26 protein-coding genes and 1 riboswitch are annotated in these 26,321 nt (G+C 47.2%); of the genes, 23 read left to right on the top strand and 3 right to left on the bottom strand.

Annotated features, from left to right (window positions below; all coding sequences use genetic code 11):
• Positions 1-7: 7 nt before the first annotated feature.
• Positions 8-1,255 (top strand): peptidase T, encoded by a 1,248-nt coding sequence (pepT, locus tag IV45_RS04490; RefSeq protein WP_057741075.1) that lies wholly within the window; start codon positions 8-10, stop codon positions 1,253-1,255.
• A 78-nt stretch (positions 1,256-1,333) separates the two neighbouring features.
• On the opposite strand, the gene IV45_RS04495 is transcribed toward pepT, so the two are convergent.
• Positions 1,334-2,029: a zinc ribbon domain-containing protein gene (locus IV45_RS04495; protein WP_057741077.1), complete on the bottom strand. Its 696-nt coding sequence runs from the start codon at positions 2,027-2,029 to the stop codon at positions 1,334-1,336.
• 108 nt (positions 2,030-2,137) lie between these two features.
• Here IV45_RS04495 and IV45_RS04500 point away from each other — a divergent pair, with 108 nt between their 5' ends.
• The 5 genes from IV45_RS04500 (at position 2,138) to IV45_RS04520 (ending at position 5,781) form a co-directional block, all read left to right on the top strand.
• Complete coding sequence (locus IV45_RS04500; protein WP_057741079.1) at positions 2,138-3,004, top strand: DUF805 domain-containing protein; 867 nt, start codon at positions 2,138-2,140, stop codon at positions 3,002-3,004.
• Entirely contained in the window at positions 3,005-3,634 is a 630-nt protein-coding gene (locus IV45_RS04505) for a zinc-ribbon domain-containing protein (RefSeq protein ID WP_057741080.1), read from the top strand.
• An 8-nt stretch (positions 3,635-3,642) separates the two neighbouring features.
• Complete coding sequence (locus IV45_RS04510; RefSeq protein WP_057741082.1) at positions 3,643-4,758, top strand: PrsW family glutamic-type intramembrane protease; 1,116 nt, start codon at positions 3,643-3,645, stop codon at positions 4,756-4,758.
• Positions 4,755-5,234, top strand: coding sequence for a hypothetical protein (locus tag IV45_RS04515; RefSeq protein ID WP_057741083.1), 480 nt, complete (start codon positions 4,755-4,757; stop codon positions 5,232-5,234). Before IV45_RS04510 ends, IV45_RS04515 begins: the two co-directional genes overlap by 4 nt.
• A 154-nt stretch (positions 5,235-5,388) precedes the next feature.
• A complete protein-coding gene (locus tag IV45_RS04520) occupies positions 5,389-5,781 on the top strand; it encodes a hypothetical protein (RefSeq protein ID WP_157051208.1) in 393 nt (130 codons plus the stop codon).
• 75 nt (positions 5,782-5,856) lie between these two features.
• Here the strand turns inward: IV45_RS04520 and IV45_RS04525 are convergent, their stop codons facing one another.
• Both IV45_RS04525 and IV45_RS04530 read right to left on the bottom strand, forming a co-directional pair.
• Positions 5,857-7,026 (bottom strand): CynX/NimT family MFS transporter, encoded by a 1,170-nt coding sequence (locus tag IV45_RS04525; protein ID WP_057741087.1) that lies wholly within the window; start codon positions 7,024-7,026, stop codon positions 5,857-5,859.
• 178 nt (positions 7,027-7,204) lie between these two features.
• The gene (locus tag IV45_RS04530; RefSeq protein ID WP_057741092.1) at positions 7,205-7,414 is read right to left on the bottom strand and encodes a DUF2929 family protein; all 210 of its coding nucleotides are present in this window, start codon (positions 7,412-7,414) and stop codon (positions 7,205-7,207) included.
• A gap of 123 nt (positions 7,415-7,537) precedes the next feature.
• Between IV45_RS04530 and dnaE the strand changes: the two genes are divergently transcribed.
• The 17 genes from dnaE to IV45_RS04615 all read left to right on the top strand — a co-directional run bounded on the left by dnaE (position 7,538) and on the right by IV45_RS04615 (position 26,285).
• Entirely contained in the window at positions 7,538-10,861 is a 3,324-nt protein-coding gene (dnaE, locus tag IV45_RS04535; RefSeq protein ID WP_057741094.1) for a DNA polymerase III subunit alpha, read from the top strand.
• Between the two features lie 180 nt (positions 10,862-11,041).
• Positions 11,042-12,463, top strand: coding sequence for a pyruvate kinase (gene pyk / locus IV45_RS04540; RefSeq protein ID WP_057741095.1), 1,422 nt, complete (start codon positions 11,042-11,044; stop codon positions 12,461-12,463).
• A gap of 200 nt (positions 12,464-12,663) precedes the next feature.
• The gene (locus IV45_RS04545) at positions 12,664-13,554 is read left to right on the top strand and encodes a CvfB family protein (protein WP_057741097.1); all 891 of its coding nucleotides are present in this window, start codon (positions 12,664-12,666) and stop codon (positions 13,552-13,554) included.
• A 4-nt stretch (positions 13,555-13,558) separates the two neighbouring features.
• Positions 13,559-14,449 carry a site-specific tyrosine recombinase XerD gene (gene xerD, locus IV45_RS04550; RefSeq protein ID WP_057741221.1) on the top strand — a complete coding sequence of 297 codons (891 nt, stop codon included), beginning with the start codon at positions 13,559-13,561 and terminating at the stop codon, positions 14,447-14,449.
• 24 nt (positions 14,450-14,473) lie between these two features.
• Complete coding sequence (locus tag IV45_RS04555) at positions 14,474-14,866, top strand: hypothetical protein (RefSeq protein WP_057741098.1); 393 nt, start codon at positions 14,474-14,476, stop codon at positions 14,864-14,866.
• Complete coding sequence (locus tag IV45_RS04560; protein WP_057741100.1) at positions 14,863-15,633, top strand: segregation and condensation protein A; 771 nt, start codon at positions 14,863-14,865, stop codon at positions 15,631-15,633. The genes IV45_RS04555 and IV45_RS04560 overlap by 4 nt, the downstream gene beginning before the upstream one ends.
• Positions 15,626-16,255 carry an SMC-Scp complex subunit ScpB gene (scpB, locus tag IV45_RS04565; RefSeq protein WP_057741102.1) on the top strand — a complete coding sequence of 210 codons (630 nt, stop codon included), beginning with the start codon at positions 15,626-15,628 and terminating at the stop codon, positions 16,253-16,255. Before IV45_RS04560 ends, scpB begins: the two co-directional genes overlap by 8 nt.
• Complete coding sequence (locus IV45_RS04570; RefSeq protein ID WP_057741103.1) at positions 16,227-16,949, top strand: pseudouridine synthase; 723 nt, start codon at positions 16,227-16,229, stop codon at positions 16,947-16,949. The genes scpB and IV45_RS04570 overlap by 29 nt, the downstream gene beginning before the upstream one ends.
• 65 nt (positions 16,950-17,014) lie before the next feature.
• Positions 17,015-17,134: riboswitch (FMN riboswitch) on the top strand.
• A 105-nt stretch (positions 17,135-17,239) separates the two neighbouring features.
• Positions 17,240-17,812, top strand: a complete 573-nt coding sequence (locus tag IV45_RS04575) for an ECF transporter S component (RefSeq protein WP_157051209.1) — start codon at positions 17,240-17,242, stop codon at positions 17,810-17,812.
• A gap of 127 nt (positions 17,813-17,939) precedes the next feature.
• Positions 17,940-18,971: a helix-turn-helix domain-containing protein gene (locus IV45_RS04580; protein WP_057741105.1), complete on the top strand. Its 1,032-nt coding sequence runs from the start codon at positions 17,940-17,942 to the stop codon at positions 18,969-18,971.
• A complete protein-coding gene (locus IV45_RS04585) occupies positions 18,961-20,403 on the top strand; it encodes a RecQ family ATP-dependent DNA helicase (protein ID WP_057741107.1) in 1,443 nt (480 codons plus the stop codon). The genes IV45_RS04580 and IV45_RS04585 overlap by 11 nt, the downstream gene beginning before the upstream one ends.
• Before the next feature lie 81 nt (positions 20,404-20,484).
• Positions 20,485-21,051: an SAG1386/EF1546 family surface-associated protein gene (locus IV45_RS04590; protein WP_057741109.1), complete on the top strand. Its 567-nt coding sequence runs from the start codon at positions 20,485-20,487 to the stop codon at positions 21,049-21,051.
• A 17-nt stretch (positions 21,052-21,068) separates the two neighbouring features.
• Positions 21,069-21,749 (top strand): (d)CMP kinase, encoded by a 681-nt coding sequence (cmk, locus tag IV45_RS04595; RefSeq protein ID WP_057741110.1) that lies wholly within the window; start codon positions 21,069-21,071, stop codon positions 21,747-21,749.
• A gap of 77 nt (positions 21,750-21,826) precedes the next feature.
• Complete coding sequence (gene rpsA / locus IV45_RS04600; RefSeq protein ID WP_057741112.1) at positions 21,827-23,059, top strand: 30S ribosomal protein S1; 1,233 nt, start codon at positions 21,827-21,829, stop codon at positions 23,057-23,059.
• An 84-nt stretch (positions 23,060-23,143) separates the two neighbouring features.
• Positions 23,144-24,454, top strand: coding sequence for a ribosome biogenesis GTPase Der (gene der / locus IV45_RS04605; RefSeq protein WP_057741114.1), 1,311 nt, complete (start codon positions 23,144-23,146; stop codon positions 24,452-24,454).
• Positions 24,455-24,647: 193 nt separating this feature from the next.
• On the top strand, positions 24,648-24,923 hold the full coding sequence (locus tag IV45_RS04610; protein ID WP_057741116.1) for an HU family DNA-binding protein: 276 nt from the start codon (positions 24,648-24,650) through the stop codon (positions 24,921-24,923).
• A 99-nt stretch (positions 24,924-25,022) separates the two neighbouring features.
• Entirely contained in the window at positions 25,023-26,285 is a 1,263-nt protein-coding gene (locus IV45_RS04615; RefSeq protein WP_057741117.1) for a tetratricopeptide repeat protein, read from the top strand.
• Positions 26,286-26,321 lie beyond the last annotated feature (36 nt).

A 26,321-nucleotide genomic window follows, 5' to 3' on the forward strand; every position in this document is an offset into this window, starting at 1 on the left:
TGATAATATGCCAGAACAAAAATATGAACACTTGCTCGACCGTTTCCTGAAGTACGTTAAAGTGGAAACTCGTTCGAACGAAAACAGCGACACATTACCGTCAAACCCTGCAGAAACTGATTTTCTGAAGGACTTAGCCACCGAACTGAAGGACCTAGGCGTCTCCAATGTTCGTTTCAACAAGGCTGGCACTTACTTATTGGCTACTTTACCGGCCAATGTTGATGAAAAAGTTCCGGCATTAGGTTTAATTACTCACGTTGATACCGCCGATTTCAACGCTCATAATGTTTCGCCCCAAGTGGTTGACGATTATGATGGCCAAAAGATTCAGCTGGATGATGAAGGTAAGTACTACCTCGATCCTGCCCAGTTCCCAGCTTTGAAGAACTACACCGGCGATACTTTGATCACGACGGACGGTTCAACTTTGCTCGGTGCGGATGATAAGTCAGGGGTTGCCGAAGTGGTCACCTTGCTGGCTTACCTGCTGAAGCACCCAGAAATTAAGCACGGTACGATCCAAGCCGGCTTTGGGACTGATGAAGAAATCGGTATTGGAGCCGCTCACTTTGATCCGGCTGAATTTGGTGCGGACTTCGCTTACACTGTCGATGGTGGTCCACTGGGTGAATTGGAGTATGAAACTTTCAACGCCGCGGCTGCTTATGTCGATATTGACGGTACTGACAGCCACACAGGGACTGCTAAGGGTGTCATGGTCAACGCGATCAAATTGGGCATCCAGTTGCAGAACAGTCTGCCAACTCACGACGCACCTGAATTAACTCAGGGGCGGGAAGGATTCTTCCACATCTACCAGTTTGAAGGGAAGACGGATCACGCTCATTTGGCTTACTTAATCCGTGACTTTGACCGTCACCAATTGGAAGTTCGCAAGCAGATGCTGAAGGATGCCGTTAAGGATATCAACGATTCACTGGGTGAAGAACGGGTTCACCTGAAGTTGGTTGATCAGTACTACAACTTGAAGGATGCTTTGACCGACCACATGGATGTTGTTGAACTGGCTAAGCAGGCCATCGAAGACTTAGGTATCAAACCAGATATCTACCCAGTTCGTGGTGGTACGGATGGTTCCACGATCTCTTACAAAGGTCTGCCAACGCCAAACTTGTTCGCTGGCGGTGAGAACATGCACTCCCGCTATGAATTTGTTTCGCTGCAGACGATGGAGAAGGTCATTGACGTATTGTTGCAGATCAACAAGCTGAATGTTGAACGCGCTAAATAATCATTAACAAGCTATAACAAAAGCGGGACAGACGTTGTTGGCGTTTGTCCCGCTTTTGTTATCTAGAATGAAGGGTTTTTAATTAGCACTAAAGTTTGAGAAGAGTTTACGCAATTCACGGTTAGCAGTGGTCTTGAAAGATACGGAGTTGTCGCTCGCATTGCCAGATTCAGTAAATAACACAATTGGCGTGCCATTTTGGAAAGCAAATAGGTAAAGGTAACCTTGATCACTGTCGTATCTGATCTCGACGACTTTATAGTCAGTTTGTTTGTTAGAACCGGCCATTGACACAGTCGCATCGTTGCCATTAATGATGAACTTTTTCTTGCTAAAGTCTTCGGGATAACTGACCCCATCAAACGTTGTACTACCACTGGTATAGGACTGGTGCATTTTGCTTGCCCAATTTTGAAACTGGTCGTCAAAAGAAGAAGCTTTATCGCTATCCCAGTTAATGTTATCTCGGTAAGACGAGGAAGAAGATTCGCTGTTGTTATTATTATTGTTGTTGGAACTTGCGTGGCTGCTTTGTGACTGGTTATTGCTTGGGCTTTGATTGTTATAAAGTGCATAACCGCCTAAACCGATTAATAGAACTAATAAGCAGCCAATGATGTACAAGAATGCTTTTGAAGATTTGCGTGGCTGCTTGGGACTAAATTGCTGTTGCATTTGGGTCTGTGATGAATTGAAGACATAACCGCAATTCGGGCATTTGAGCGCATTAATATCAATTTCTTTACCGCAGTTGGGACAAAATTTAGTTTTCATAAGTCCAATCCTCCTCAACGGTTACATATTTTACACTAAATTGACGTCCTTATTTCTATTTTTTATAATATCAATTGTGAATTTTCAAATGATAAGAGGGTATCTAAAGTGGAATATAAGTATTGCCCTGAATGTGGTCAAAAGTTTCCAGCAAACGCTACCTTTTGTACAAATTGTGGTACTAAACAGCCATTAACTAATAACTTAAATAATAATCCAACAGCTAATGAACAAAATAATGAGCAACAACCGGTTCAAAATGGAGCCCAAGACTTTGCTCAATCTAATCTTTCATCAGCCCCAAATAAAGATATGGACAGTGAGAATGTGACTGGAGAAGCCACACAAACGCGTGAAGCACAACGAGCTAGTGAGCAAACATCTCATCATTTCAATAACGATGAAAACTTCCGGACGGATAACCAAACAGAGCCACCAGCAAGTGAACAGCAACAGTTTTTTAATGCTAATGCGCACCAGCAGGAGCAGCGGCAGTTTCAACAACCAGAACAGCCGCAATTTTTCAATACTGGTTCCAATCAACGGCGAGCTTATCAGCATGATAACGGTCAACAATTCTCTCAACAACAGGGAAGAGCGTACGCATATAACGAATCAGGCAGACCAGGACTAAGTGCGTCTTTTGATATCTGGCTGCGATGCTTTGGCAAAGGTAATAAATGTATGGGCCGTGCTGATTATTGGTGGGGATACCTGGCATTTACTTTAGTTTATTTGATCGCCTTATTATGTTTGGGGTTGTTAGTTGTTTTATTCCCTCAAAGTGTGGAGATCTTCTACGCATTGTTCGGAATTATCTATCTCATTTTTTACTTGTTTATCATATTGGCATCAATTCAGCGTTTGCATGATACGGGCCATAGTGGTTGGAACTATTGTTGGACATGTTTTTATGTATTGTATCTGTTAGTTCAGCCAACAAACTGGAATCAGCAAAGATGGGTGCGTGAGTAAATGGAAAAGGACTATATTTTTTGCACTAAGTGTGGTCATAAAAACCCACGGCATAATAAATTTTGCGTGAAGTGTGGAGCTAGATTGGTGTCCGGAGCTGGCCCAGCGCAGGTAACTTTAAATACGGTTAACCAGAACAGCGCAAATAGTCAAATTAATCAGAATCCTGCTAATAATAAGATTTTTAATCGCAACAACAGCTGGATGTGGATTATACTGGGCTTTTTGCTAATTATTTTTGTTTCAGCAGGTTACAAAGCTTATCAGAAGCAACAACGAGAGAATATCCGTTCTTGTGTCTATGATGAATTTAGTAAGAGTTATTTTAAAGTTAAAATTGATCAAGAAGACAAATTTGTCAACCTTGTGCCCTATGGCGATCAAGCAAGGGTTACGTTAAGAATTGTTGCCAATCTAGATGCTGATGGTGAGTCGGCAGATGAAATCGATGACTCTGTTAAAGCGGTATCTAAAAAGATTGAGAAAAAAGAGGGCGACGGATGGACGGTTGGCCTGCAAAACCCAGATAATTCAAAGCGCTATTTCTGGATTTATAAGGATGGCAAGTGTAAATATCGGATGCAAGATCATGCTGTGAGTTATGGCGATTACGGATATGAGGACGACTAAGTAGAAAAATGAATGACAAAATATATTGTATGCATTGTGGGTCTTTGAATAACAAGGGTGACCATTTCTGTATCAAGTGTGGTGCTCCGCTTTATCCTGAACAACAAGGACCACAGTCAAATTATCAACAGACCAAGAATCCACAAACCGAAAATATCTTTCAGAGTGCTACACGGACGATTAATAGTTGGACGGGTGAAGATAAGAGCGTATCTATTAATCTGAGTAGCTTTTTTTCACAAGTCTGGCAACGCCATACGGAAGCGGAAGCCGAAAATATTTTCATTGCAGGGACTCAAAGTACAACCCCTTCGTTAGCCGAAGTTTCCAGTAAACCAGTTCAACCATGGTTATATTCGCGAGTCTTAGTTGGAATGATGATCGCTGTTGGACTTTTGTATTTATTAATTAATGCTTTTGGTAATCATTTACAATTAGCATTCTTATGTGTGCTTTGTATTTCCGTTCCTGTTACATTATTAGTTTTCTTCTTTGAAATTAATGTATTTAAAAATATTTCACTCTACTTAGCAATAAAAATATGTTTGATAGGTGGCTTGATGTCACTGATAGTAACTTTATTAATTTATAGTATCTTAGGAAATGACCAGCAGTTAGACATCATCGGTGCACTCACGATCGGGTTTATCGAAGAAACCGGTAAGTTATTGGTAGGATGCTATTTTGTGTCAAAACTACGCTTAACCCATGTCTTCAATGGTATGCTGGTTGGCGGTGCCATTGGAGCAGGCTTTGCAGCTTTTGAAAATCTACAGTATACACAAGAGTACATCCAAGCGGCAGAACAGGAAGCAATGTTGAGAGCTGTCTGTTCGATAGGGACACATGCAATTTGGTGTGCAATTGCGGTGGCAGGATTGGTACTGGTTAACGGTAATCGTCAACTTACGTTTAGCAATGTTGCTAATTTGAGCTTTTTGCGATTCTTTCTGTGCGCAGTGGTTTTACATGGCTTATGGGATTGGACCACTCCGTTGAACGACTTGAAGCTAATTGTTTTGATTTGTGCTGGTTGGGTAGTGTTGTTCATCCTTATCCATACCGGATTGCGTGAGGTTAAATTTATTCAGAATCAGATAAATGCGAAAGGGAATCGACAATGATAAAGAAAGTTAAGTTAGCGCTGTTGTTTGGGTTGATGCTGTTACCCTTGTCTGCCTGTGGTCAAAGAGAAGCTACTCATCATCACTCAGATAGTGAGTACAGTAGCCTTAAGAAGAAAAACAGGCAGTTGAAAAAACAAGTTAAGAAGAAAAGTACGAGTTCTTCATCAAGCAATACGTCTAGCAATGACCAAGGTAAAACAAACGACCAAAAGCAAATTGATTCTGCACAATCTTCGAATGGCCAAACAGTTACCGTAAGCAATGAGAAACAAGCAATTGCAATTGCAAGAGCAAAGTATGGTGATCATAATGGTGACTGGAAATGGGAATGCTTAAGTGATGGTTCAAGCTATAATTCGAATGGTTATTACTTTGTAAAGGCTATCTCGCAGAGTGAACTAGCTAATGGATCCATGACTGGGACAGCAATGAGTTGTAAAGTCTATCCAGATGGATCTGTTGAGGAAAATTAGGGATTAACGAGTGAATAAAATGAAATGTAAAAAAGCAATTACGTTACTGACTTTAGGACTTTGTACTGTGGCTTTGTCTGCCTGCGGTCAAAGAGAAGCTACTCATCATCACTCAGATAGTGAGTACAGCAGTCTTAAGAAAGAAAATAGCTAGTTGCAGAATAAAGTTAATAAGCAGAGTTCATCAAATAATAATTCACAAGCTTCAAACAAACCAAGTCAACCGCGGCTAAGCGATGAAGACTATGCGATGATGGCATTTTTGAAGCTTGAAACCTCTGACGAGACACCCGATGAGGCGGTAAATAATTTACGAACTAGTAAGGATAATATGCATTGGTATCCCCACGGCAATCGTTATACGATTAATTTTGGCGCACATTCAACAATGATGACCGTTAACGACCAAACCGTTGATGTGACTTATGATGATGTGGAAGGTGATCATATGGGACAAGGGAATGGCCATAAGACATTTTCCAAACAAGAGTTAAGCCAAGAATTTAGTAAATATAAAGACATCATCGATCAAGTTTTACATGGTTAAACTACTCGATTCAAAAAGGGCATCGCCAGATTCTTCTAGCGATGCCCTTTTGAAACTATGTTGAAATGATGTTGTTTAAACGTATTCTTCACGATCGCTGAGCCAGCCAAAGAGGATCACTGCAGCACAGCTAATGATGATGGCGATGATCCCAGTGTCCCAGGTGTGGGTGGCGGCGTTGAGTTGACCAACAATTACTGGACCGGTCGCAGCGATCAGGTAGCCAACGGTTTGGACCATCCCGGAAAGGCTCCGCGTGTCAGCGGCGGTCTGCGTTTTCAGTGAAAAAAGGGTCATTGACAGGGCAAAGGCAGTTGAACAGCCGACCCCGAGCAGCAAGGAAACAACAATGTAGTAGGCCAATGAACTCGTGTGGACCAACATCATGCTGCTACCGATCAATGGTGACAATCCCGCTAAGATGAAAAGTGGCAGCCGGTTCTTCAAACGACTGGCCAACAATGGCGTCAAGAAAGCAAAGGGAATGGAAAATAGTTGGAACAAGCCGGCAATCAGGCTGGCATTGTTATGGGAGAGACCAGCGTCCATTGCAATCGATGGCAGCCAGGCAACCACCGCATAGAAGACCAAACTCTGGAAACCGAAGAACAATAACATCCACCAAGCATTGAGCTTCTTCCACATGTTTACAGGTTTGACAGCATTATCGCCAACCTCAGCTTCTTTTGAGTTGAAACGCAGGTTAGGGAGCCAGATCAATAGGGTAATTAAGGCAACGACTGTAATTACGATGATGGCAACTTGCCAATTGCTGCTGGTGGTGATTGGGGTGATCGTGTAGGCCCCAATAGCCGCAAACAGGGACATTGAGACGTTGTACATACCGGTAACGCTTCCGATGCGGTTAGGGTATTTCTCAGTAATCACTGCCGGTAGCAGGACGTTGATAAAAGTAATGGCAACGCCAACTAAGACGGTCCCTAAAATCAGGCTGGAAAAGTTAAAGATTCTTAACAGTGAACCCACCACCATAATGATCATGCCGATGAACAAGGTTAATTCATTGCCCATCTTTTGAGCCAGCGCTGATACAGGCGTCGACAAGCAGGCAAAGCAGATCAAGGGGATTGTGGTTAAGATTCCCAAACTGTTGGTCGGGACCTGCAAACTAGCTGCAATTTCTTTAACGATGGAAGGGATGGCCGTGATCGGCATCCGCATGCAGACTCCCAGCATGAACAGGCCCACGATCAGCCAAGCACTATGTTTTTCTGTCTGATTCATAAGTCAAATTCTCCTGTCCTATATTTCTTATAAAGATAATTTTAGATCTCGGCTTATTATAGCATAATTAAACCGTTTTACCAGATTTGTGGTAACTAAGAGACGAACGGTTACGCAAAGCAGAAAAAAAGAGCCGCAAAAGCAGCCCTCAGATAATGCTAATAAATGATTGGGATGATTACTTGTTGGATGTCTTCCGGTCAGGGTTGGCATGAGTAGTAATGAAGAACAGGCAGTTAGTAGCGATTAAGGCAACTACTGCACCGATCAAAGCAGCTGTCCCATAGTTCATTGTGGATGACTCCAGCTGACCGCCAACATAACCAAGGATGACACCGAGGATGGCACCCCAGATAACGGCGACAATGCTTCCGCTAACGTATTTCATGAAATCGTCACCTCTTTCAAAGTCGTCTTTAATTTTATCATGGATTCAGTTTGAAGGCGACCACATTGTTAAAAGTTTTATGCTAACCTATTACTAATAGATGAAGATCAAGAAGGTGAGTACATGAGTCTGGTACCGCTAATGGTGACAACGACCTACAGCTTGTTAAAGAGTACGATTACGCCACAGAAATTGGTTCAGAGGGGTAAAGAACGTGGCTATCAAGCCATCGGAATCGCGGATACGAATGTTTTATACGCCGTCGTCGACTTCTATCACGCGGCCCAATCTGCCGGTATCCACCCGTTGATTGGTATGCGGGCAAAGCTATCCATGGGGGTCAATGTTTATACCACTTTACTGTATGCTCGCAGTCAAGCAGGTTATCGGCAGTTGATGCGCCTGTCCACCAAATTGATGACTAATGACGACCAGGACAGTCTGGACTTTAACGACTTAGCCAAATTAGCCAGTGACTTAGATGTCATCATCCTGCCAGATGCCGCCTTATTGTCGACTGAACCACGTGCCATTCTTGGTGACTTAAGCAAGTTGACTAGTCTTTTAGCTGATCAGCTCTACCTGGGCATCACATTGTCCCTGGCGGATACGGAACAAAAACTGGTTCAGCAACTGGCCGCACAGGCACAGATTCAGCTCGTAGCGACGCCAAATGTTCGCTATCTTGATCAAGACGACTACTTTGCCAACCAGGTCTTAATGTCAATCGGCAAGGGCCAACAGATCAGCAATCCATTGCAGGTAGCTAAGGCAAAGGGCAACGATTATCTGTATCCTGAGGACGTGTTAGAGCAGGAGTACGTGGCGGCAGGCCTGCAGGATGCGGTCGCCAACACACAAAAGATTGCGGATGAGTGTCAACTGCAATTGCACTTCCAGTCCCCAGTGTTGCCAGAGTTTCCAACGCCGGCCGGTAAAGATCGGGCGCAATATCTGCGTGAACTATGCTTGGAAGGTTTGCGTCACCGTCAGCCGGCTCCCGGCGTGAAGGTTAGTGACTACCAGCAGCGGCTTAACTATGAGCTGTCCATCATTCACCAAATGGGCTTTGATGACTATTTCCTGATTGTCTGGGACGTCATGCACTACATCCACCAGGCAAAGATTACGACGGGCCCCGGGCGTGGATCGGCGGCCGGTTCGCTGGTTGCTTATGCGTTGGCCATTACGGATGTTGATCCGCTTCAGTACCACTTGCTCTTTGAACGTTTCTTGAACCCTGAGCGGGCACAGATGCCGGATATCGACCTGGATATTCCGGATAATCGGCGTCAAGAGGTATTGGAATATGTCCATCAGCGTTACGGACATGATCACGTTGCCCAGATCATCACCTTTGGGACGCTGGCGGCGCGGCAAGTAATTCGTGATGTGGGACGAGTTTTCGGCCTTCCGGACTATCGCTTAGAGCAATTTGTCGATATTCTGCGGTCGTTTGGACCCGGCAAGCAACAGTTGGCGACGGTCATCCAGCAGTCACAACCTTTACGGAATTTGATGGCGGATGATCCGCTGAATGCGCTTTTGATTCAGGTGGCTGAGAAGTTGGAAGGTCTGCCTCGCCATTACTCCACTCACGCGGCGGGGGTCGTTTTGTCGGCCAAACCTTTGCTAGATGTGGTGCCGCTTCAGCAAGGAAATGATCCGGCGGGCTTGTTGATGACCCAGTTTGAAAAGGGCACCGTCGAAGCATTGGGCCTGTTAAAGATGGACTTTCTTGGCCTACGGAACCTGTCGATTATGGATGACGCCTTGAAAATCATCCACCAAACTGCTCCGGACTTTGACATCACCAAGATTGCCCTTGATGATCCTCAAACCATGCGTCTTTTTCAACAAGCAGCAACCGATGGGATCTTTCAGTTTGAATCGGCGGGTATTCGGCGGACACTGAAGCAGTTATCGCCGACCAGTTTCGAAGACATTGTCGCTGTGAATGCGCTCTATCGGCCAGGCCCGATGGAGAACATCCCGACCTTCTTGGCTCGTCGTCATGGTCAAGAAGCAGTGCAGCTGCCAGATCCGAGTTTGCAGTCGATCTTAGGACCAACATATGGCATTCTGGTTTACCAAGAGCAGGTAATGCAAGTGGCCTCAGTAATGGCCGGCTTCACGATGGGCCAAGCCGATTTGCTGCGGCGGGCAATGAGCAAGAAGAAGCAGGCAACGATGGCCAGCATGAAACAGCGGTTCATCAAGGGCGCAGTGCACAACGGCTATTCACAGGCGGTTGCTGAGCAGACGTTTGCTTACATCGATCGCTTTGCTAACTATGGCTTCAACCGTTCCCATGCTGTTGCTTACTCCAAGATGGCCTTTGAAATGGCATTTTTAAAGGCGCATTACACGGGAGCGTTCTACACGGCCTTATTGTCGATTGAACCTAATTTTGATAAAGAAAAGCAACATTTTAGTGCCGCTAAGAGTCTGGGGGTCAAGATTTTACCGCCAAACATTAACCAAAGTGAATCAGCCTTTTCATTAAAAAATGGCGCAATCGTGACCGGCTTTACCATGATTAAGGGGATGCGTCGCGACTTCATGGAAGCCATCGTCCAAACCCGGGCCGAACAGCCTTATCAAAGTCTGCCGGATTTTGTGCAGCGGATTGATAGCCGGTTTAAGAAGGCCAAGTTGATTGAACCTTTGATTTATGTGGGGGCCTTTGACGGTTTAGGATACAATCGTGCAGAAATGATCGATGGTTTGCAGGGACTCATCGAGAGCAGCGAGTTCAGCTTTCAGAGTGCCGACCTACAACCGGTGATTGAACAGCGGAACGAATACCCGCTGACTTACCGTTTGGCCAAAGAGCGGGAGTACTTAGGCTTATATATTTCCGGCCATCCCGTTAGCCAATACGCGGCCCTGCGTCCTCAGCTGCGGGCCAGTGCCAGCGATCAACTGCGGCCGCAACAGCGAGCAAGTGTCATTTTGATGGTCAACCAAGTCAGACGGATCAATACGAAGAAGACCCATGAACCGATGGCCTTTGTTCAAGGCAGTGATGAAAAAGGTACGCTGGAAGTCACAATCTTCCCACAATACTTGCGGCGTTGTGATGCTTTCTTAAAGCCACGGGCGATTCTCGTTTTCACCGGCAACACAGAAATGCGGAATGGTAAACTGCAGCTTTTGGTCAGAAGTTGTGTGCCGATTGAGAAGGTCATTGAACAAAATACGAATCAACCGCGTCAACGCTGGGTTATTCGTTTGGCGGATCAGAAGGCGGCAACCCAGGGTAAGGAATTCATTGCCCAATTATCCCGCAAGACAACAGGTGATATACCAGTTGTCCTCTATGATGTTCATTTACGCACGGCAACTAGGCAGCCAGATAGCTGTAATTTACCGGCTGACGACCGGACACGGCAATTACTGAATCATTATTTTGGTAATAATAATGTTGTACTGCAAGCGCTTTAGTGCTGATTATAACGGGCAGGCCTCTTTTTAATTGAGTAATTAACATCGAAACTATAAATTTTTTGTCTAAAAAGTTAATTACGATCGTTTTAAAACGTGCTATTATAGCAGTGTGTGATCGGGACTGCCAAAACAGTTCCGGTTGTTCGTTGCATCACTGCAAAAGGAGAGAGTTCAGTTATGAAGAAAACCAAGATTGTAAGTACCCTTGGTCCGGCAAGTACGGACGTCGATACGATTGTTAAGTTAATTAATGCGGGAGCTAACATTTTCCGCTTTAACTTCTCACATGGTGACCACCCAGAACACTTGGGTCGGTTGAAGAACGTTCACAAGGCCGAAGAGATCACCGGCAAGCAAGTCGGGATCATGCTTGACACTAAGGGTGCCGAAATTCGGACTACTGTACAGAAAGATGGCAAGATTGAATACAATATCGGTGATGTTGTTCGTATTTCTATGGATGACAGCATTGAAGGTACTCATGACAAGATCGCCGTTACCTACCCAGGTCTGTACGATGACGTTCACGAAGGCGGCCACGTTCTGTTTGACGACGGCCTGATCGACATGGTTGTTGAAAAGAAGGATGAAGCCAACAAGGAACTTGTCTGCAAGGTTCTTAATCACGGTATTCTGGGCTCACGTAAGGGTGTCAACGCACCTGGTGTCTCCATCAACCTGCCTGGTATTACCAAGAAGGACAGTAGCGATATTCGCTTCGGTCTGGAACACGGTATCAACTACATTTCTGCTTCCTTCGTACGGAAGGCTCAAGATGTCTTGGACATTCGTGAACTGTTGAAGGAAAAGCACATGGAAGACGTTCAGATTTTCCCAAAGATCGAATCTCAAGAAGGTATCGACAACTTTGAAGAAATCATTGACGTCGCTGATGGTCTGATGGTTCCTCGTGGTGACATGGGGGTTGAAATTCCAGCTGAAAACGTTCCGTTGGTACAAAAGCGCATGATTCGTCGTTGCAACGTTTTAGGCAAGCCAGTTATCACCGCTACCCAAATGCTGGATTCCATGCAGGAAAACCCACGGCCAACTCGTGCCGAAGTATCTGACGTTGCTAACGCCGTCTTTGATGGTACCGATGCTACGATGCTTTCTGGTGAAAGTGCTAATGGTGACTACCCAGTTGAATCTGTTGCTACGATGGCACGGATTGACGTTAAGGCTGAAAACAACCTTGACCAATTCGGTACTGAAACCTTCAACTTCGACAAGTCCGACGTTACTGAAACGATTGGTTCTGCCGTTGCTAATGCTGCTCGTGATCTGCACATTAAGACCATCGTTGCAGCTACTGCTTCTGGCTACACCGCTCGGATGATCTCCAAGTACCGTCCAAACGCTGACATCATGGCTCTGACCTTTGATGGCCGGACCCAGCGTGGTTTGATGGTTAACTGGGGTGTTCAACCTTACGTTGTTGACAAGCCAGTTGACACTGACCACATGTTCAGCTTAGCTAACGATGAAGCTAAGAAGCGTGGCTTTGCTAAGCCAGGCGACAAGATTATTGTCGTTGCCGGTCTGCCAGTTGGTACGAAGGGTACCACTAACATGATGCGGATTCAGACGGTTAAGTAATCTCTTCATAAAATAAAAGACTGGGTTGATTGACCTAGCTAATAAAATGAAGCCTGCAGTGAATTTCACTGCAGGCTTTTTGTTTTAAGTAATTGGCGAATCTGTCACCAGCACCACTGATTCCGGTAGCATTTTAGTCATATTTTATGTAAAATAGGGCATGTGTTTTTATGAGCGTAGAAATGAACGGGGGGATCACTGTGAATACAGATTTGGGCAAAGTCGTTACTGCGGTAATGATTGATGAAAATGAGGACTACTACTTCGTACAGCCAGACCGCAATGGGGAAACCTACCGACTGAAAAAGGCAGAATCGCCGCAAGTCCTGCATATTGGTGGATCGGTCAGGGGCTTTTTATATGAAAATGAGGATCATCAGTTGGCCATGACCTGTCAGCATATTCCAAATGTCCAGGTTGACCATTACGATTTCGGCACCGTGGTGAGTGTCCGGCGCGATTTAGGGGTCTTTGTGGACATTGGTCTGCCTGATAAGGATATTGCTGTGTCTTTGGATGACCTGCCCGAAATGAAGAGCCTGTGGCCACAGCCGGGTGATCGTTTGTTGATTTCTTTGAAGATTGATAACAAGGATCGCATTTGGGGCCAATTGGCTGATGACGAGATTTTTCAAACGATGGCAACCCGGCCGTCCAAGAAGATGATGAATTGGGACGTCAAGGCGACCGTTTATCGCTGCAAGATTACAGGTACGCTGGTTTTAACCGATAATTACATGTTAGGTTTCATCCATCCTTCAGAGCGGGACACGGAACCGCGCCTTGGTGAACGCGTATCCGCCCGGGTGATTGGCATCTCGGCACATAACAGCTTAAATCTGTCGTTAAAGCCACGGGCCTACCAAGCCATTGATGGTGACGCTGCCCAGATCCTGGCGATGTTGGAACATGCACCGAACAAGCAGCTGCCTTACACCGACAAGAGCAGCCCAGCTGAGATTAAAGCAGTCTTTGGTTTTAGCAAGGGGCAGTTCAAGCGGGCACTGGGTCACCTGCTCAAAGAACGGCTGGTGAGCCAGGTCAATGGCCAACTATTATTGATTAAGGAAGTTCACCATGACCAGCAGTGATGAAATGCAGCAAACCATCGCCGACTTTGGCCAGTTTCAGTTGATCGAGCGGGGCTTGAGCAACAACACCATTATCAGCTACAAGAATGACTTGGAGAGTGCCCGCAAGTACTTTGTGAGTCAAGGAATAAAAAGCTGGACGGATGTGGATCGCTATGCGGTGTTGAACTTGTTGGCGCACTTAACTAATGCCGGCAGGAGCAAATCAACCATCAGCCGGCAGGTCTCATGTCTGCGGCAATTCTTCCAGTTCTTGTTGCAACGCCACTTGATTCAGACCGACCCAATGATCCTGGTGAAGGTGCCCAAGGGTGGGCGTCACTTGCCAACGGTGCTAGGCGAAGATGAGGTTAACCGCTTGTTGAAGACCCCTGACGTGAATAAGCAATTGGGTATCCGTGATCGGGCCATCCTGGAGACTTTGTATGCGACGGGCATGCGGGTGAGTGAGCTGACCAATCTGACCTTGGGCGAGCTGCATTTGGACGTTAACCTGGTCCAGCCCCGTGGTAAGGGTGACAAGGAACGGATCATTCCAATTGGCGAAGAAGCCCAGGACTGGCTTGAGCGTTACTTAAATAACGTTCGGCCGCGGCAACTAGCCAACCGTCCCCAATCAAAGTATGTGTTCTTGAACGCCCATGGTCATCAACTGACGCGGCAGGCAATCTGGCAGCTAATCAAGCGCGGCGCCCAGTTGGCTGGAATCAAAAAGCGGGTCACACCGCACACCCTGCGCCACAGTTTTGCCACCCATTTGCTGGAACACGGCGCTGATTTACGGGTGGTGCAGGCGCTACTGGGGCACAGTGATATTGCAACCACACAAATCTATACACATGTTTCGCAGCAACGGGTGCTAGAGGTTTACCGGCATACCCATCCGCGCGCTTAAATGGTTCAAAAGGAGGCAGTGAAGATGATTGTGCCTTATCAGAAAAACTATCAGAAAATCGTCATGGGCTTATTGTCCTTTCAGCCTGACCTGCACGACTATCAGCGTTTGCAAGAGGAATTAGACTGGGCCGTCAAATCCAGCGACAACAAGATTTTATTGTGGAAGGACCAAAACGTCGACCAGTTTAGCGCGGTCATGATTCTGCAAGAAGGGGTTGACTATGTCTTGGTTCGGCGGGTGTCCTTTTCGCCCAGCGAGCGGTCAGGCCACAGCATGTATCAATTCTTATCAGCGGTTGCCAAACAGTTCCCGGACCGGCGGATGATGGGGACCTTGGCGACCCAACCATTGATTACCAACTGGCAACGCAATAACTACTATGAACAGCAAGCACACGAGGAGCATGACGAATGAGCAAAGCAGAATTGCCTAATCTGCCTTATCAGCCGACGATCCGCCTGAAGGACTTTGAAGGACCCTTGGACTTGCTATTGCACTTGATCCGACAGTCGAAAATGGATATTTATGATATTCCGATTGCGGAGATTACGAAACAATACATGGATTACTTGGCAGAGAGTCAGCGTCACCGCCTAGAGATTGCAGGTGACTATTTTGTGATGGCCGCCACTTTGATGTCCATCAAGAGTCGGATGCTGCTGCCGAAGCCACCCGTTGAGGAGGATGAGCCGGAAGAAGAGGCTGATCCCCGTCAGGAATTGGTTGATCAACTGCTGGAATACCAGCGCTACAAAGAGGCTGCCAAGCGCTTGAAGGGGAAGGAAGAGCAGCGTTCGCAGGAATACACCCGGCAAGCTGCCCAACCACCAACCGGTCTCGTCCACGAACAAGTGGCACCAGGGGTGAGTTTGGACCAACTGCAAGCCGCTTTTGAAAAGGTCCTGCGCCGCCACATAGCTCAGGAACCAGTAACGACGACGGTAACGGCGGAACCGATTACGGTGGCTGAACGGATGAACTATGTGAAGAAAAAGGTCGATCATGCGGTCCGCTTTGAAGACTTGTTTGAGGACGACCGCAGCCGGGACAACTTAGTCACCACCTTCATGGCAATTTTGGAGCTCTGCCGGCATGCAGTTATCCGGCTTTCGCAGGCCGATCTGTTTGGCCCCTTGATTGTCTTGCCTGGTCCTAAGCGAAAGGATGACGAGAATGGATGAGTTAGCACAAATTGAAGGGCTCCTGTTTATCAGTGGCGATGAGGGCATTACGGTGTCTGACTTAAGCCAGTTGACCGGGTTCATGAAGCCAGCCGTTCAGGGACTCTTACAGAAGCTGGGGCAAAAATATGATGACGATCCGCATTGCGCATTAACACTTTTGCACAGCGCTGAAGTTTACCGACTGGCAACGAAGCAATCATTAGCACCCATCATCAAGAATTATTTTGAGACTCCGTTGAAGGTGCCGTTAACCCAGGCCTTGCTTGAGGTTCTGGCAATTGTCGCATACCGGCAGCCCATTACCCGCTTGGAGATTGATGACCTGCGTGGCGTGCAAAGTTCCGGATCCATTCAAAAGCTGGTGGCCAGGGGCTTGTTGACTACCAAGGGCCGTTTGGACGTCCCAGGGCGACCATTCCGTTACGTCACTACGACGGCCTTCCTGGACTACTTTGGTCTGCAATCGATTGATGATTTGCCACCGTTAAGCGAGCAGATGTCTTTGGAGGACATGGATAGTGACGTCTTTTTACGGGCGTTAGCATCACGTCAACAAAAGCTCAATAATCAGCAGAAAGGAAACCATCAAGATGGAAAGACTACAGAAAGCGATGGCTGAGGCCGGGGTGGCGTCTAGACGCGCTTCAGAAAAAATCATTCTCGCCGGCCGCGTGCAGGTCAATGGACAGGTCATCAAGGAGTTAGGCACTAAAGTTAGTGCGAACGATGAGATCTTAGTGGACGGGGTGCCGATCCAGCGTGAACAGCATCACTACTACTTATTAAACAAGCCTCGTGGCGTAATTTCTTCCGCTCACGATGACAAGGGCCGCAAGACAGTCGTTGATATCTTAAAAGATGGTGGTGTGGTTGACCGGATCTACCCGGTCGGCCGCTTAGATTATGACACCACCGGCATTATGATTCTGACCAACGATGGCGCTTTGGCTAACCGCCTCATGCACCCCAAGTTTGAGGTTGAGAAGACGTACATTGCCAAGGTGAAAGGAGTTGTCAAAAACGATGACATGCGGCAGCTGCGTCGTGGAATCAAGATCGATGGGCGACGGACAAAGGGTGCCAAGTGCAAACTGATGGAAGTTAGCGATGACCGGCAAACCAGTCGAGTTAGGTTGACGATTCATGAAGGCCATTACCACCAAGTCAAGCGGATGCTGAAAGCTGTTGGTCATCCGGTGATGAAACTGCATCGTGAAGTATATGATGGTTTGACATTGACGGGCATTCCCAATGCTGGTGAATGGCGTGAACTCAAGCCGGAAGAAGTTGCACATTTGAAGGGAATGCACTAACTTGTGGCTGGGTAAATGCTTATGGTAAAATACCTGCGTACGAGTTATTCGAGAATTTAATATTGGTTAGTCTTCAAGGCAGGGTGCAATTCCCGACCGGCGGTATAGCCCGCAACCCGTTTCGGCGGTGGAACCCGGTGTCATCCCGGGTGCCGACAGTAAAGTCTGGTAGATAGAAGCAAACACCAGTGGACTTGTGTGTCCATAGTGAAAGAAGGCGGCCAGTGCCGTCTTTTTGTATACCTACAATTGCTAAGAAGGCAACCTCTAGCTAAGGGAGGTTGATCTTGTTGTATGAAGTACATTCTCAAACCCGTCGTTGTGTCATGATCGCCATTCTAGGTGCATTGGCATTCCTGCTGATGTTCTTGGAGTTTCCGGTGATCCCAATTGTTTCATATCTTAAATTGGACTTTTCGGATGTGCCGGTCTTGATTGGTACCCTGTTGGATGGGCCGGTCACTGGGATCATGATTGCGGTCGTTAAGTGCTTGCTCCATGGATTGGTGCATGGTTTTGCCCCAGTCGAATTCCTGGGGCTAGGTGCAGACTTCTGTTCTTCGTTGGCGTTGATTTTGCCGTTTGCGTGGAGTTTTCGGCGTTTTAAGACGGTGAAGAAAGCCATGTGGTTCGGTGGTGTTAGTGCCACGATCTTGTTGACTGTGTTGATGACAATCTTCAATTACTATGTCTTAACCCCTGCCTACATGAGCATGTTTGCCTGGCACCCATCACTGCCAATTAAAGAATTGATGCTGGTTGGAGTCTTGCCATTTAATCTCTTGAAGGGTGCTCTGATCAGCCTAGTGTTTGCCATCGTGGTCGTGCACCTGCGGCATAATAAACGATTCAACTTAAATTAACAAAATCTGGCTAGCAGCTTGTAAATGACTGCTGGCTTTTTTATTGACTGAAATTTGGCATATAATTTAAATCAATTGATGACTTTTGAATGATTTGCCGTTATTAAAAGTAGGAGGAGGGTCAGTAATGAATCAGTACTTGTTTTTGCTATTTTCACGATCACCGCGCCGGATACGGGTAGTTGAGAACATTTTGCAAAATCACCGTACGCAAGCGACTCTTTTCTGGGCTTTTAATTACGGAATCTTAGACTGGCTTGGTGCAGAGCGGAAACTGTCACGAGCAGATTTTGAACAGTGGCTAAGCGATAAGCGAGACCATGGCTTGATCAGCTTAACCGAACAGACGGCTTGCTTGACGCCGGCGGGGCTCCATCGGCAAAAAGGGGTGCTGGACAATTTTTACCAACCGCATTTTAGTCAGTGGACTTGGCTAACTAACCCCAGTGACTATGCCGACCGCTTCAGTTTGGGGATTCAAGCCCTGTCCGAACTGATCCATGGTGAAAAGCAATATACCCCATTAAATCTTTCGTTGACGGGGATGGGTAAAGTCCGTGACTGGCTTTTGACCGGTAATTTACAGGAACCGGTTTCCCAGACATTAATGACGATTGGCTCAGCACTGGAGAAAGTCGATCCACGATTGGCCACCATGTTTGCTAATGAACTGTTTGGCTATCACTTAACTGGTTGGACAATTGAACAGGCAGCGGCGCAGTTGCATGTTCAGGTAGAAGAAGCGGCCATGATGGATCGCGATGTCTGGTTGGGAGTCGCACACCTAGTCCAGCAGCAAGGTGGCCCATTATGGAACTTAATGGCTGATCTAACCGCTCCAATGCCGGTGGCTAAAAGCACTTGGCAAACCGTCCAAGAATTTAGGGCGGGCAAAAGCATTGAACAAATTGCGCGCTTGCGGCACTTAAAGGCCAGTACGATTCGGGAGCATCTGTTGGAAGCTGCCATCATCATCCCGGATGCATTGGACTGGGAACGACTCATGCCCAAAGAAAAGTTGGACCGCTTGAGTCAACAATATTCTGGGCCAGCGTTAAAGTGGCAGTTTCAAGCACCAACTGATGGCGACAGTGGCGCGGCCTTTTTCGATTTCCGCTTGTTGCAGATACTGAGGAGGTGGCAAGGTGATGAAAAGTGATTTGCTAAATCAAGTTTTGCACGCCAAATTTGGCTTCGATCATTTTCGTCCCGGCCAAAAAGAAACGCTGCAGGCAGTGATGGATAAGCAGCCTACCTTAGCCGTTTTACCAACTGGTTCCGGTAAAAGTCTTCTTTTTCAACTGCCAGCCTACCTATTACCAGGTTTAATCTTAGTCGTTTCACCCTTAATCTCCTTAATGCAGGACCAGGTCGATCGTCTGCGGGCACAAGGTCATTTTAAGGTGGCCATGCTGAACTCCAGCTTGTCGTATGCTGACCGGCAGGCACTGCTTTCAAACATCGGTCATTTTCGTTTCCTGTTTACGTCACCGGAAAGTCTGGCCAATCCAGCGGTTCAGGGCCTCTTGAAGCGGCTTTCAATTAGCATGTTTGTCGTTGACGAGGCGCACTGTGTTTCCCAGTGGGGCCCCGATTTTCGACCGGAATACCTGCTCCTAAAGCAGACCATCAAGCGCTTGCAGCCGGAACGCTTGTTGATGTTGACCGCCACAGCCACGCCGACTGTTTGTCAAGATATCGTTGCCAAACTAGGTCTAGAGCCTTCAACGGTTAAGGTCGTTAAGCGGTCGGTGGATCGGCAAAACATCTTTTTAGCAGTGCAGACATTGGCGGATGAAGATAAGAAGAAAGCCCGGCTATTGGCCTTATTGCAAGCACTCAAGACGAGTGGTGTCGTGTACTTTTCCAGTCGTAAGTTGGCTGACGAGCTGGCTGCGTGGGTACGTGCGCATAGTCAGCTGAAGGTTTCTTCCTATCATGCCGGTCAGACGCGACGGGAACGGTTCATCATTCAGCAGCAATTCATGCAGGGGCAATTGGATGTTATTTTTGCCACGAGCGCCTTTGGCATGGGGATTGATAAAGGTAACCTGCGCTTTGTGATCCACTACCACTTGCCGGCCAGTTTGGAAAGCTATTGGCAAGAGATTGGACGCGCCGGTCGTGATGGTCAGCCAGCCATTGCCATTCTGCTCTATTGTCCCGGTGACGAATCACTACCAGAGATGTTGATGACCCCCCAATTGCCAACTAGTGACGCAGTTTTAAACTGGCAGCGTCATCGCAATCAAAGTGCTATATTGGGGCCACAGGGTGAAGTGGTGGCTTTCTATCTGCAACATGGTTGGTCGCTGAGCCAGATTCAGAAATTGTTTGACCAGCAATTGCAGCGGGGACAAGCGCGTCTGCGGAAAATGCTGGGTTATGTCCATAGCTCGACATGTCGTCGCAATTACGTGCTGAACTATTTTGGCCAGGCAGCAACGGAGCCTTTGCACAGTTGTTGTGACGTTGATCAGCCGGACTGGACCATCGAAAAATTAAAACTGCCCACCGAAAAGCCGGCAGCAGAAGTGGCTCATGATGATTGGCAAGAACGATTACGAACGCTCATGGGCCTCTCGTCTTGATCTTTTGTTGGTGCTTCTAGACACTGTTTACGCTTTTGCGCTACAATGTTTCTACGAATGCCAATCAAGGAGGGTTAGTCAATGAGTGAGAAGAGAGAGGACCAACATCCCGAAAATCAGAAGCTTTGGGACAAAACCTTCGAAGACAACGAGGGTCGCGATTCTCAAGGCAACTTGTCGCGGATGCAACGGCGACGGCAGACATCGCACGATTCGCGGATCACAACCATTTTGGTGTTGTTGATCATTATCTTGGCCATCATGCCCATTGTTTACTGGGCACAGCACCAGCAGTCTTTTAATCACCCAGCACGGGAAGAAAAAGTGGCTGCGACCAGTAAAAGCCATAAAAAAGCGAGTAGTCACAAAAAACGTAGCCATAAGAAATCATCAAAGCACGATCGATCCAGTCAGGAGCTAGATAATCAAACGGCTTCTGCTAGTTCGTCCAGCTACCAGTCAAATCAAACCGGACAGTCCAATTCGCAGTCGAATTCTAACAACCGGTCCTATGTCACGGTCAACCAAGGTCAGGGAATGTACCGGGTTGCTGCGAACAACGGTTTGACGGTGGATCAATTAGCGCGGATGAACAACTTAAAACCAGGATCACAAATCCATCCTGGCCAGCAGCTAAGAGTTAAATAGAGTGGAGTTTTAGGATTATGTCAAAAGATATTCAAGTTGCAATTGATGGGCCTGCTTCGGCCGGAAAGAGTACGGTTGCCAAGCGGGTGGCCAAACGGTTCAAATATATTTACTGTGATACGGGAGCAATGTATCGTGCAATTGCTTGGTTAGCACTGGACCATCACTTGGCAATGGACGATACGGCAGCCATTAGCCAATTAGCCCAGCAGGCCGAGATTGAGTTCAAGCCTGGTGAAGAAGAACAGCGGGTTTTCGTTAACGGCACTGAGGTTACGAAGGCCATTCGGGGCAATGCAGTTTCGAAGAATGTTTCAGCAGTCGCTGCCATTCCAGCTGTCCGGACCGAAATGACTCGTCAACAGCGCGCAATAGCTGACAAAGGTGGGATCGTGATGGACGGTCGCGACATTGGGACCACTGTTTTACCGCACGCCCAAGTCAAAATTTTCCTGGTGGCTAGTGCCCATGAGCGGGCTCGTCGCCGTTATGAGGAAAACAAGGAAAAGGGGATTCATACCGGGACGCTGGCTGAACTGCAAGCAGCCATTGAATTGCGTGATCAGAAGGATTCCACACGGAAAGTATCCCCGCTAGTGCAGGCTGCAGACGCGATTAAGTTGGATAGCACTCACTTGACAATCGACCAAGTTGTCGATCAAATTTCCGCAATCATCACAAAAAAAATTAACAATTAGCCGAAAAGCTGGTAAAATGCCCGAATATCTAGTAAAATAGCTGCTAGAGTTGATTGTTGCAAGGAGGATTTTTTTAGATGGCTGAAAATGAAAACAATGACGCTATGTTAAAGGCGCTTGACAGCATCAAGCAAGTTAAAGTTGGGGATGTTGTTAAGGGTAAGGTACTGCAGATCGATGACGATCGCCAAGCAATCGTTGGCATTGAAGACGCTGGTGTTGAAGGGGTTGTTCCTGCAAACCAGCTGTCAACGAAACCAGTTGAAGACATCAACGATCTCGTCAAAGTTGGCGACGAATTAGACTTGGTTGTGATCTCAAAGATTGGCTCCGACAAGGAGAATGGCAGTTACTTACTGTCACATCGGCGTCTTGAAGCCATGAAGGTATGGGACGACATCCAGAAGAAGTTCGATGCCGGCGAAACGATTACTGCTAAGGTTACCCAGGCTGTTAAGGGTGGCTTAGTTGTTGATGCTGGTGTTCGTGGATTCGTTCCTGCTTCTATGATTACTGACCACTACGTCGAAGATCTGAACCAATTTAAGGGTCAGGAACTCGAATTTAAGATTATTGAAATTGAACCAAGCGAAAACCGTCTGATCTTGTCTCACAAGGAAATCGTTAAGGCTCAGCATGAAGCTGCTGCTAAGAAGATTTTTGACGAACTGTCCGCTGGTGACGTTGTTACTGGTAAGGTTGCACGGATGACCAACTTCGGTGCATTCGTTGACCTTGGCGGTGTTGACGGGCTGGTTCACGTTTCTGAAATTTCTTACGAACACGTTGACAAGCCATCTGACGTATTGAAGGCTGGTCAAGAAGTTAAGGTTAAGGTATTAAACGTTGACCCAGAACGTGAACGGATTTCCTTATCCATCAAGCAGACCCTGCCTGGCCCATGGGACAACATCGAAGAAAAGGCCCCAGTTGGCTCTGTTCTGACTGGTACGGTTAAGCGCCTGACTAGCTTCGGTGCCTTTGTTGAAGTATTCCCTGGTGTTGAAGGTCTGGTTCACATTTCACAGATCTCTCACAAGCACATTGCTACGCCAGCTGATGTACTGAAGACTGGTCAAGAAGTTAAGGTTAAGGTATTGAACGTTGACCCAGAACGTCAGCGTTTAGGCCTGTCCATCAAGGCTCTGGAAGAAAAGCCTGAAGGTAGCGATGAAGGCAACGGTAACCACCGTGGTAACCGCGGTCGTCGTCCACGTCGTAACAACTACGCAGCTGATGCTCCTGAAGAAGAGAACGGCTTCACGTTGGGTGATCTGATCGGTGATGAACTGAAGAACGCTCGCAAGTAGTTTTTGACTTAATTTAAACGGAGGTCGAAGGGATTATGTCTTTTCGGCCTCTTTTTTGATGAAAGAAGTAAAGGAGGGATACCGATGGCAAATCCAGTCGTTGCAATTGTGGGGCGGCCCAACGTCGGCAAATCGACTTTGTTTAACCGGATTGCTGGTGAGCGGATTTCGATTGTGGAAGACACTCCTGGCGTAACCCGTGACCGGATCTATACCCATGCAGAATGGCTAGGTAAAGAATTTAACATGATCGACACGGGTGGGATCGAGCTGTCCGACCAGCCGCTGATCACGCAGATTCGCCAACAGGCCGAAATTGCGATTGATGAGGCCGATGTAATCGTCTTGGTTGTGGACGTGCAAAGCGGGATTACGGACGCCGATGAACAGGTGGCTCAAATCCTTTACCGGTCGAAGAAACCAGTCGTCTTGGCGGTTAACAAGGTCGATAATCCGGAACGACGCGCCGATATCTATGACTTTTATTCGCTGGGCTTGGGCGAGCCATACCCAGTATCGAGTGTCCATGGCATTGGTTTGGGTGACATGCTTGATGCCGTAATTGAGCACTTCCCAGACGATGGCCAGAACCAGGATGAAGATACCGTTCGCTTCAGCTTCATCGGGCGGCCCAATGTTGGTAAATCATCGTTAGTCAACGCCATTCTGGGCCAGCAGCGGGTGATTGTTTCTGACGTTGCTGGGACCACGCGTGACGCCATCAACACCCATTTTGAAAGCCAGGGCCACAAGTTTACGATGGTGGACACGGCCGGTATCAAGAAGAAGGGCAAGCTCTATGAAAACACTGAGCGCTATGCCTTGATGCGGTCAATGAAGGCAATTGATGATTCAGACGTGGTACTGGTGGTCTTGAACGCCGACGAAGGAATTCGTGATTTGGATCGGCATATTGCCGGTTATGCCCACGAAGCCGGTAAGGGGGTCATCATCGTTGTCAACAAGTGGGACCTGCTGCCGGGTCGTGACCAGCGGACGATGACGGACTTTACGAACCTAATCCGGCATGAATTTCAGTACCTGAGTTACGCGCCAATTATCTTTGTTTCGGCGAAGACCAAGCAGCGTTTGGCTCAGTTGCCACCACTGATTCTAAAGGTCTACTCGCATGCTAAACGGCGGGTAAAGTCGTCAACCTTAAACGACGTAATCATGGATGCGATTGCCGCCAACCCGACGCCAAGTACCAATGGTCGCCGCCTGCGGGTCTTCTATGCGACTCAAGTGGCCGTGGCACCGCCGACCTTTGTCATCTTCGTCAACGATCCAGACCTGATGCACTTCTCCTATGCCCGTTATTTGGAAAACCAGATTCGTCAGGCATTCGATTTTTCTGGAACGCCGATTCACCTGATCAAGCGGCAGCGGAATTAATATTAACTAAGCATTCTGTGAATTGCATTAAAAAGACGATTTATCGCTAAAACGCCTTGCCAACGCGGTTTCTCTATGCTAATCTTAATTTTGAAATGATACGTTGTTGCGTTATTATTTCGTTAATTTTGGACCACTCAAAATTAACAATCACCGGACACTCAAGTGTGTTCACAGTGGGAGGTGAAAAGATATGGCAAACAAAGCAGAATTAGTAAGCAACGTTGCATCAGCAACCGGCTTAACTAAAAAGGACGCAACTGCTGCAGTTGATGCAGTATTCAGTTCCATCCAAGCTTCATTAGCTAAGGGTGAAAAGGTACAGTTGATCGGCTTTGGTAACTTCGAAGTACGTCAACGTGCTGCACGTAAGGGTCGTAACCCACAAACGGGTCAAGAAATCCGCATTCCTGCAAGCAAGGTACCTGCATTCAAGCCTGGTAAGGCCTTGAAGGATGCCGTTAAGTAAACAAATACTTAACTAAAAACATTAGCGAGGGTGGCTACATCCTCGTTTTTTGTTTGCCAACTTTTCACGATTAGTTATTTGAGATTAGGAGGATGCCGAATGGCTAGTTTTTCGGAAAAAATGCTGGATGAACTGGACAAGGGTCAGTTGAAGGAAGCCAAAAAGTCTTTTGCCTGGGCACTGCGCAAAGACGATGACGACACTTTATTTAACTTAGCGCAACAACTGTACAGTTTGGGGTTTCTCAAACAGGCACAACGGATTTATGAAAAGTTATTGGCCAAGTACCCTGACGAAGGCGAGTTACGGACGAATTTGGCGGAAATTGCAATTGACAACGGTGATAACGATCAAGCCTTAACCTATCTCTCAGAGGTCGATAAGGGTTCGCCGGCCTACTTGCAATCGCTGCTGGTGGCTGCTGACCTCTACCAAACCGAGGGCGAGTTTGAGGTCACGGAAGAGAAATTGCAGGAGGCTTACAGAATTGCCCCTGATCAACCGGCTGTCTTGTATGCGCTGGGGGAGTTCTACTATCTCATTAAGCAATTCGATAAGGCGATCTTTTACTACATTGCCCTGATCAAGGCTGGTTATGCCGAATTTGACAAGGTCGATATTGCTGGACGCTTGGGAATGGCGTATGCCCAAAGTGGTCAGTTTGACCAAGCACTTGCCTACTTGCGGCAGGTAGCGCCTGAATACCAGACCACTGACATTCGTTTCCAGACGGGCCTGACCCAGTTACATTTGGGCAAGGTTAAGGAAGCAATTACCAGCTTCAAGGACTTAATCGAAGCCGATGATCAATATGCTTCGGTTTATCCTGCTTTGGCGCAGGCTTACAGCAAGCTGCACCAATACGAGAAGGCCTTGAAGGCGGCCCAAGAAGGCTTGGGAGTCGACCAGTATAACGAACAGCTTTTTGCCCAGGCAGCGGCAATCGCCAGTCATCTCGATCAGCCTAAACTGATGCAGAAATACTTGGCGCGGGCGCATGAACTGGACCCGGAAAACATCCGCATTGCTCTTGCCTACAGTAATTTCCTGATTCAACAAGGGCGGCATGAGGATAATCTGAAGTTATTGGCACCCTTTATCGAGGACCATGATCCGGATCCCCAGGTCGAATGGAACTTGGCCCAGTCACAGCAGGCCTTGGAACACTATCAAGCAGCTGGGCAGGCCTACGATGCTGCTTTATCCAGCTTCCAGGATGATCCCGATTTCTTGCGGCAATTGATTGGCTTTGACCAGGAAGCCGGCCGCAGTGAGCAATTGAAGAAGATCTTGCGGCATTATGTCGACTTAGTGCCAACGGATGATGAAATGGTTGATTTGCTGGACTCGTTGACTGATTAAGCTGCTGTCATGATTATCAACTGTATCCATGTAAAT

The organism is Limosilactobacillus secaliphilus (genome assembly GCF_001437055.1).
In the GTDB taxonomy this organism is placed as follows: Bacteria; Bacillota; Bacilli; order Lactobacillales; family Lactobacillaceae; genus Limosilactobacillus; species Limosilactobacillus secaliphilus.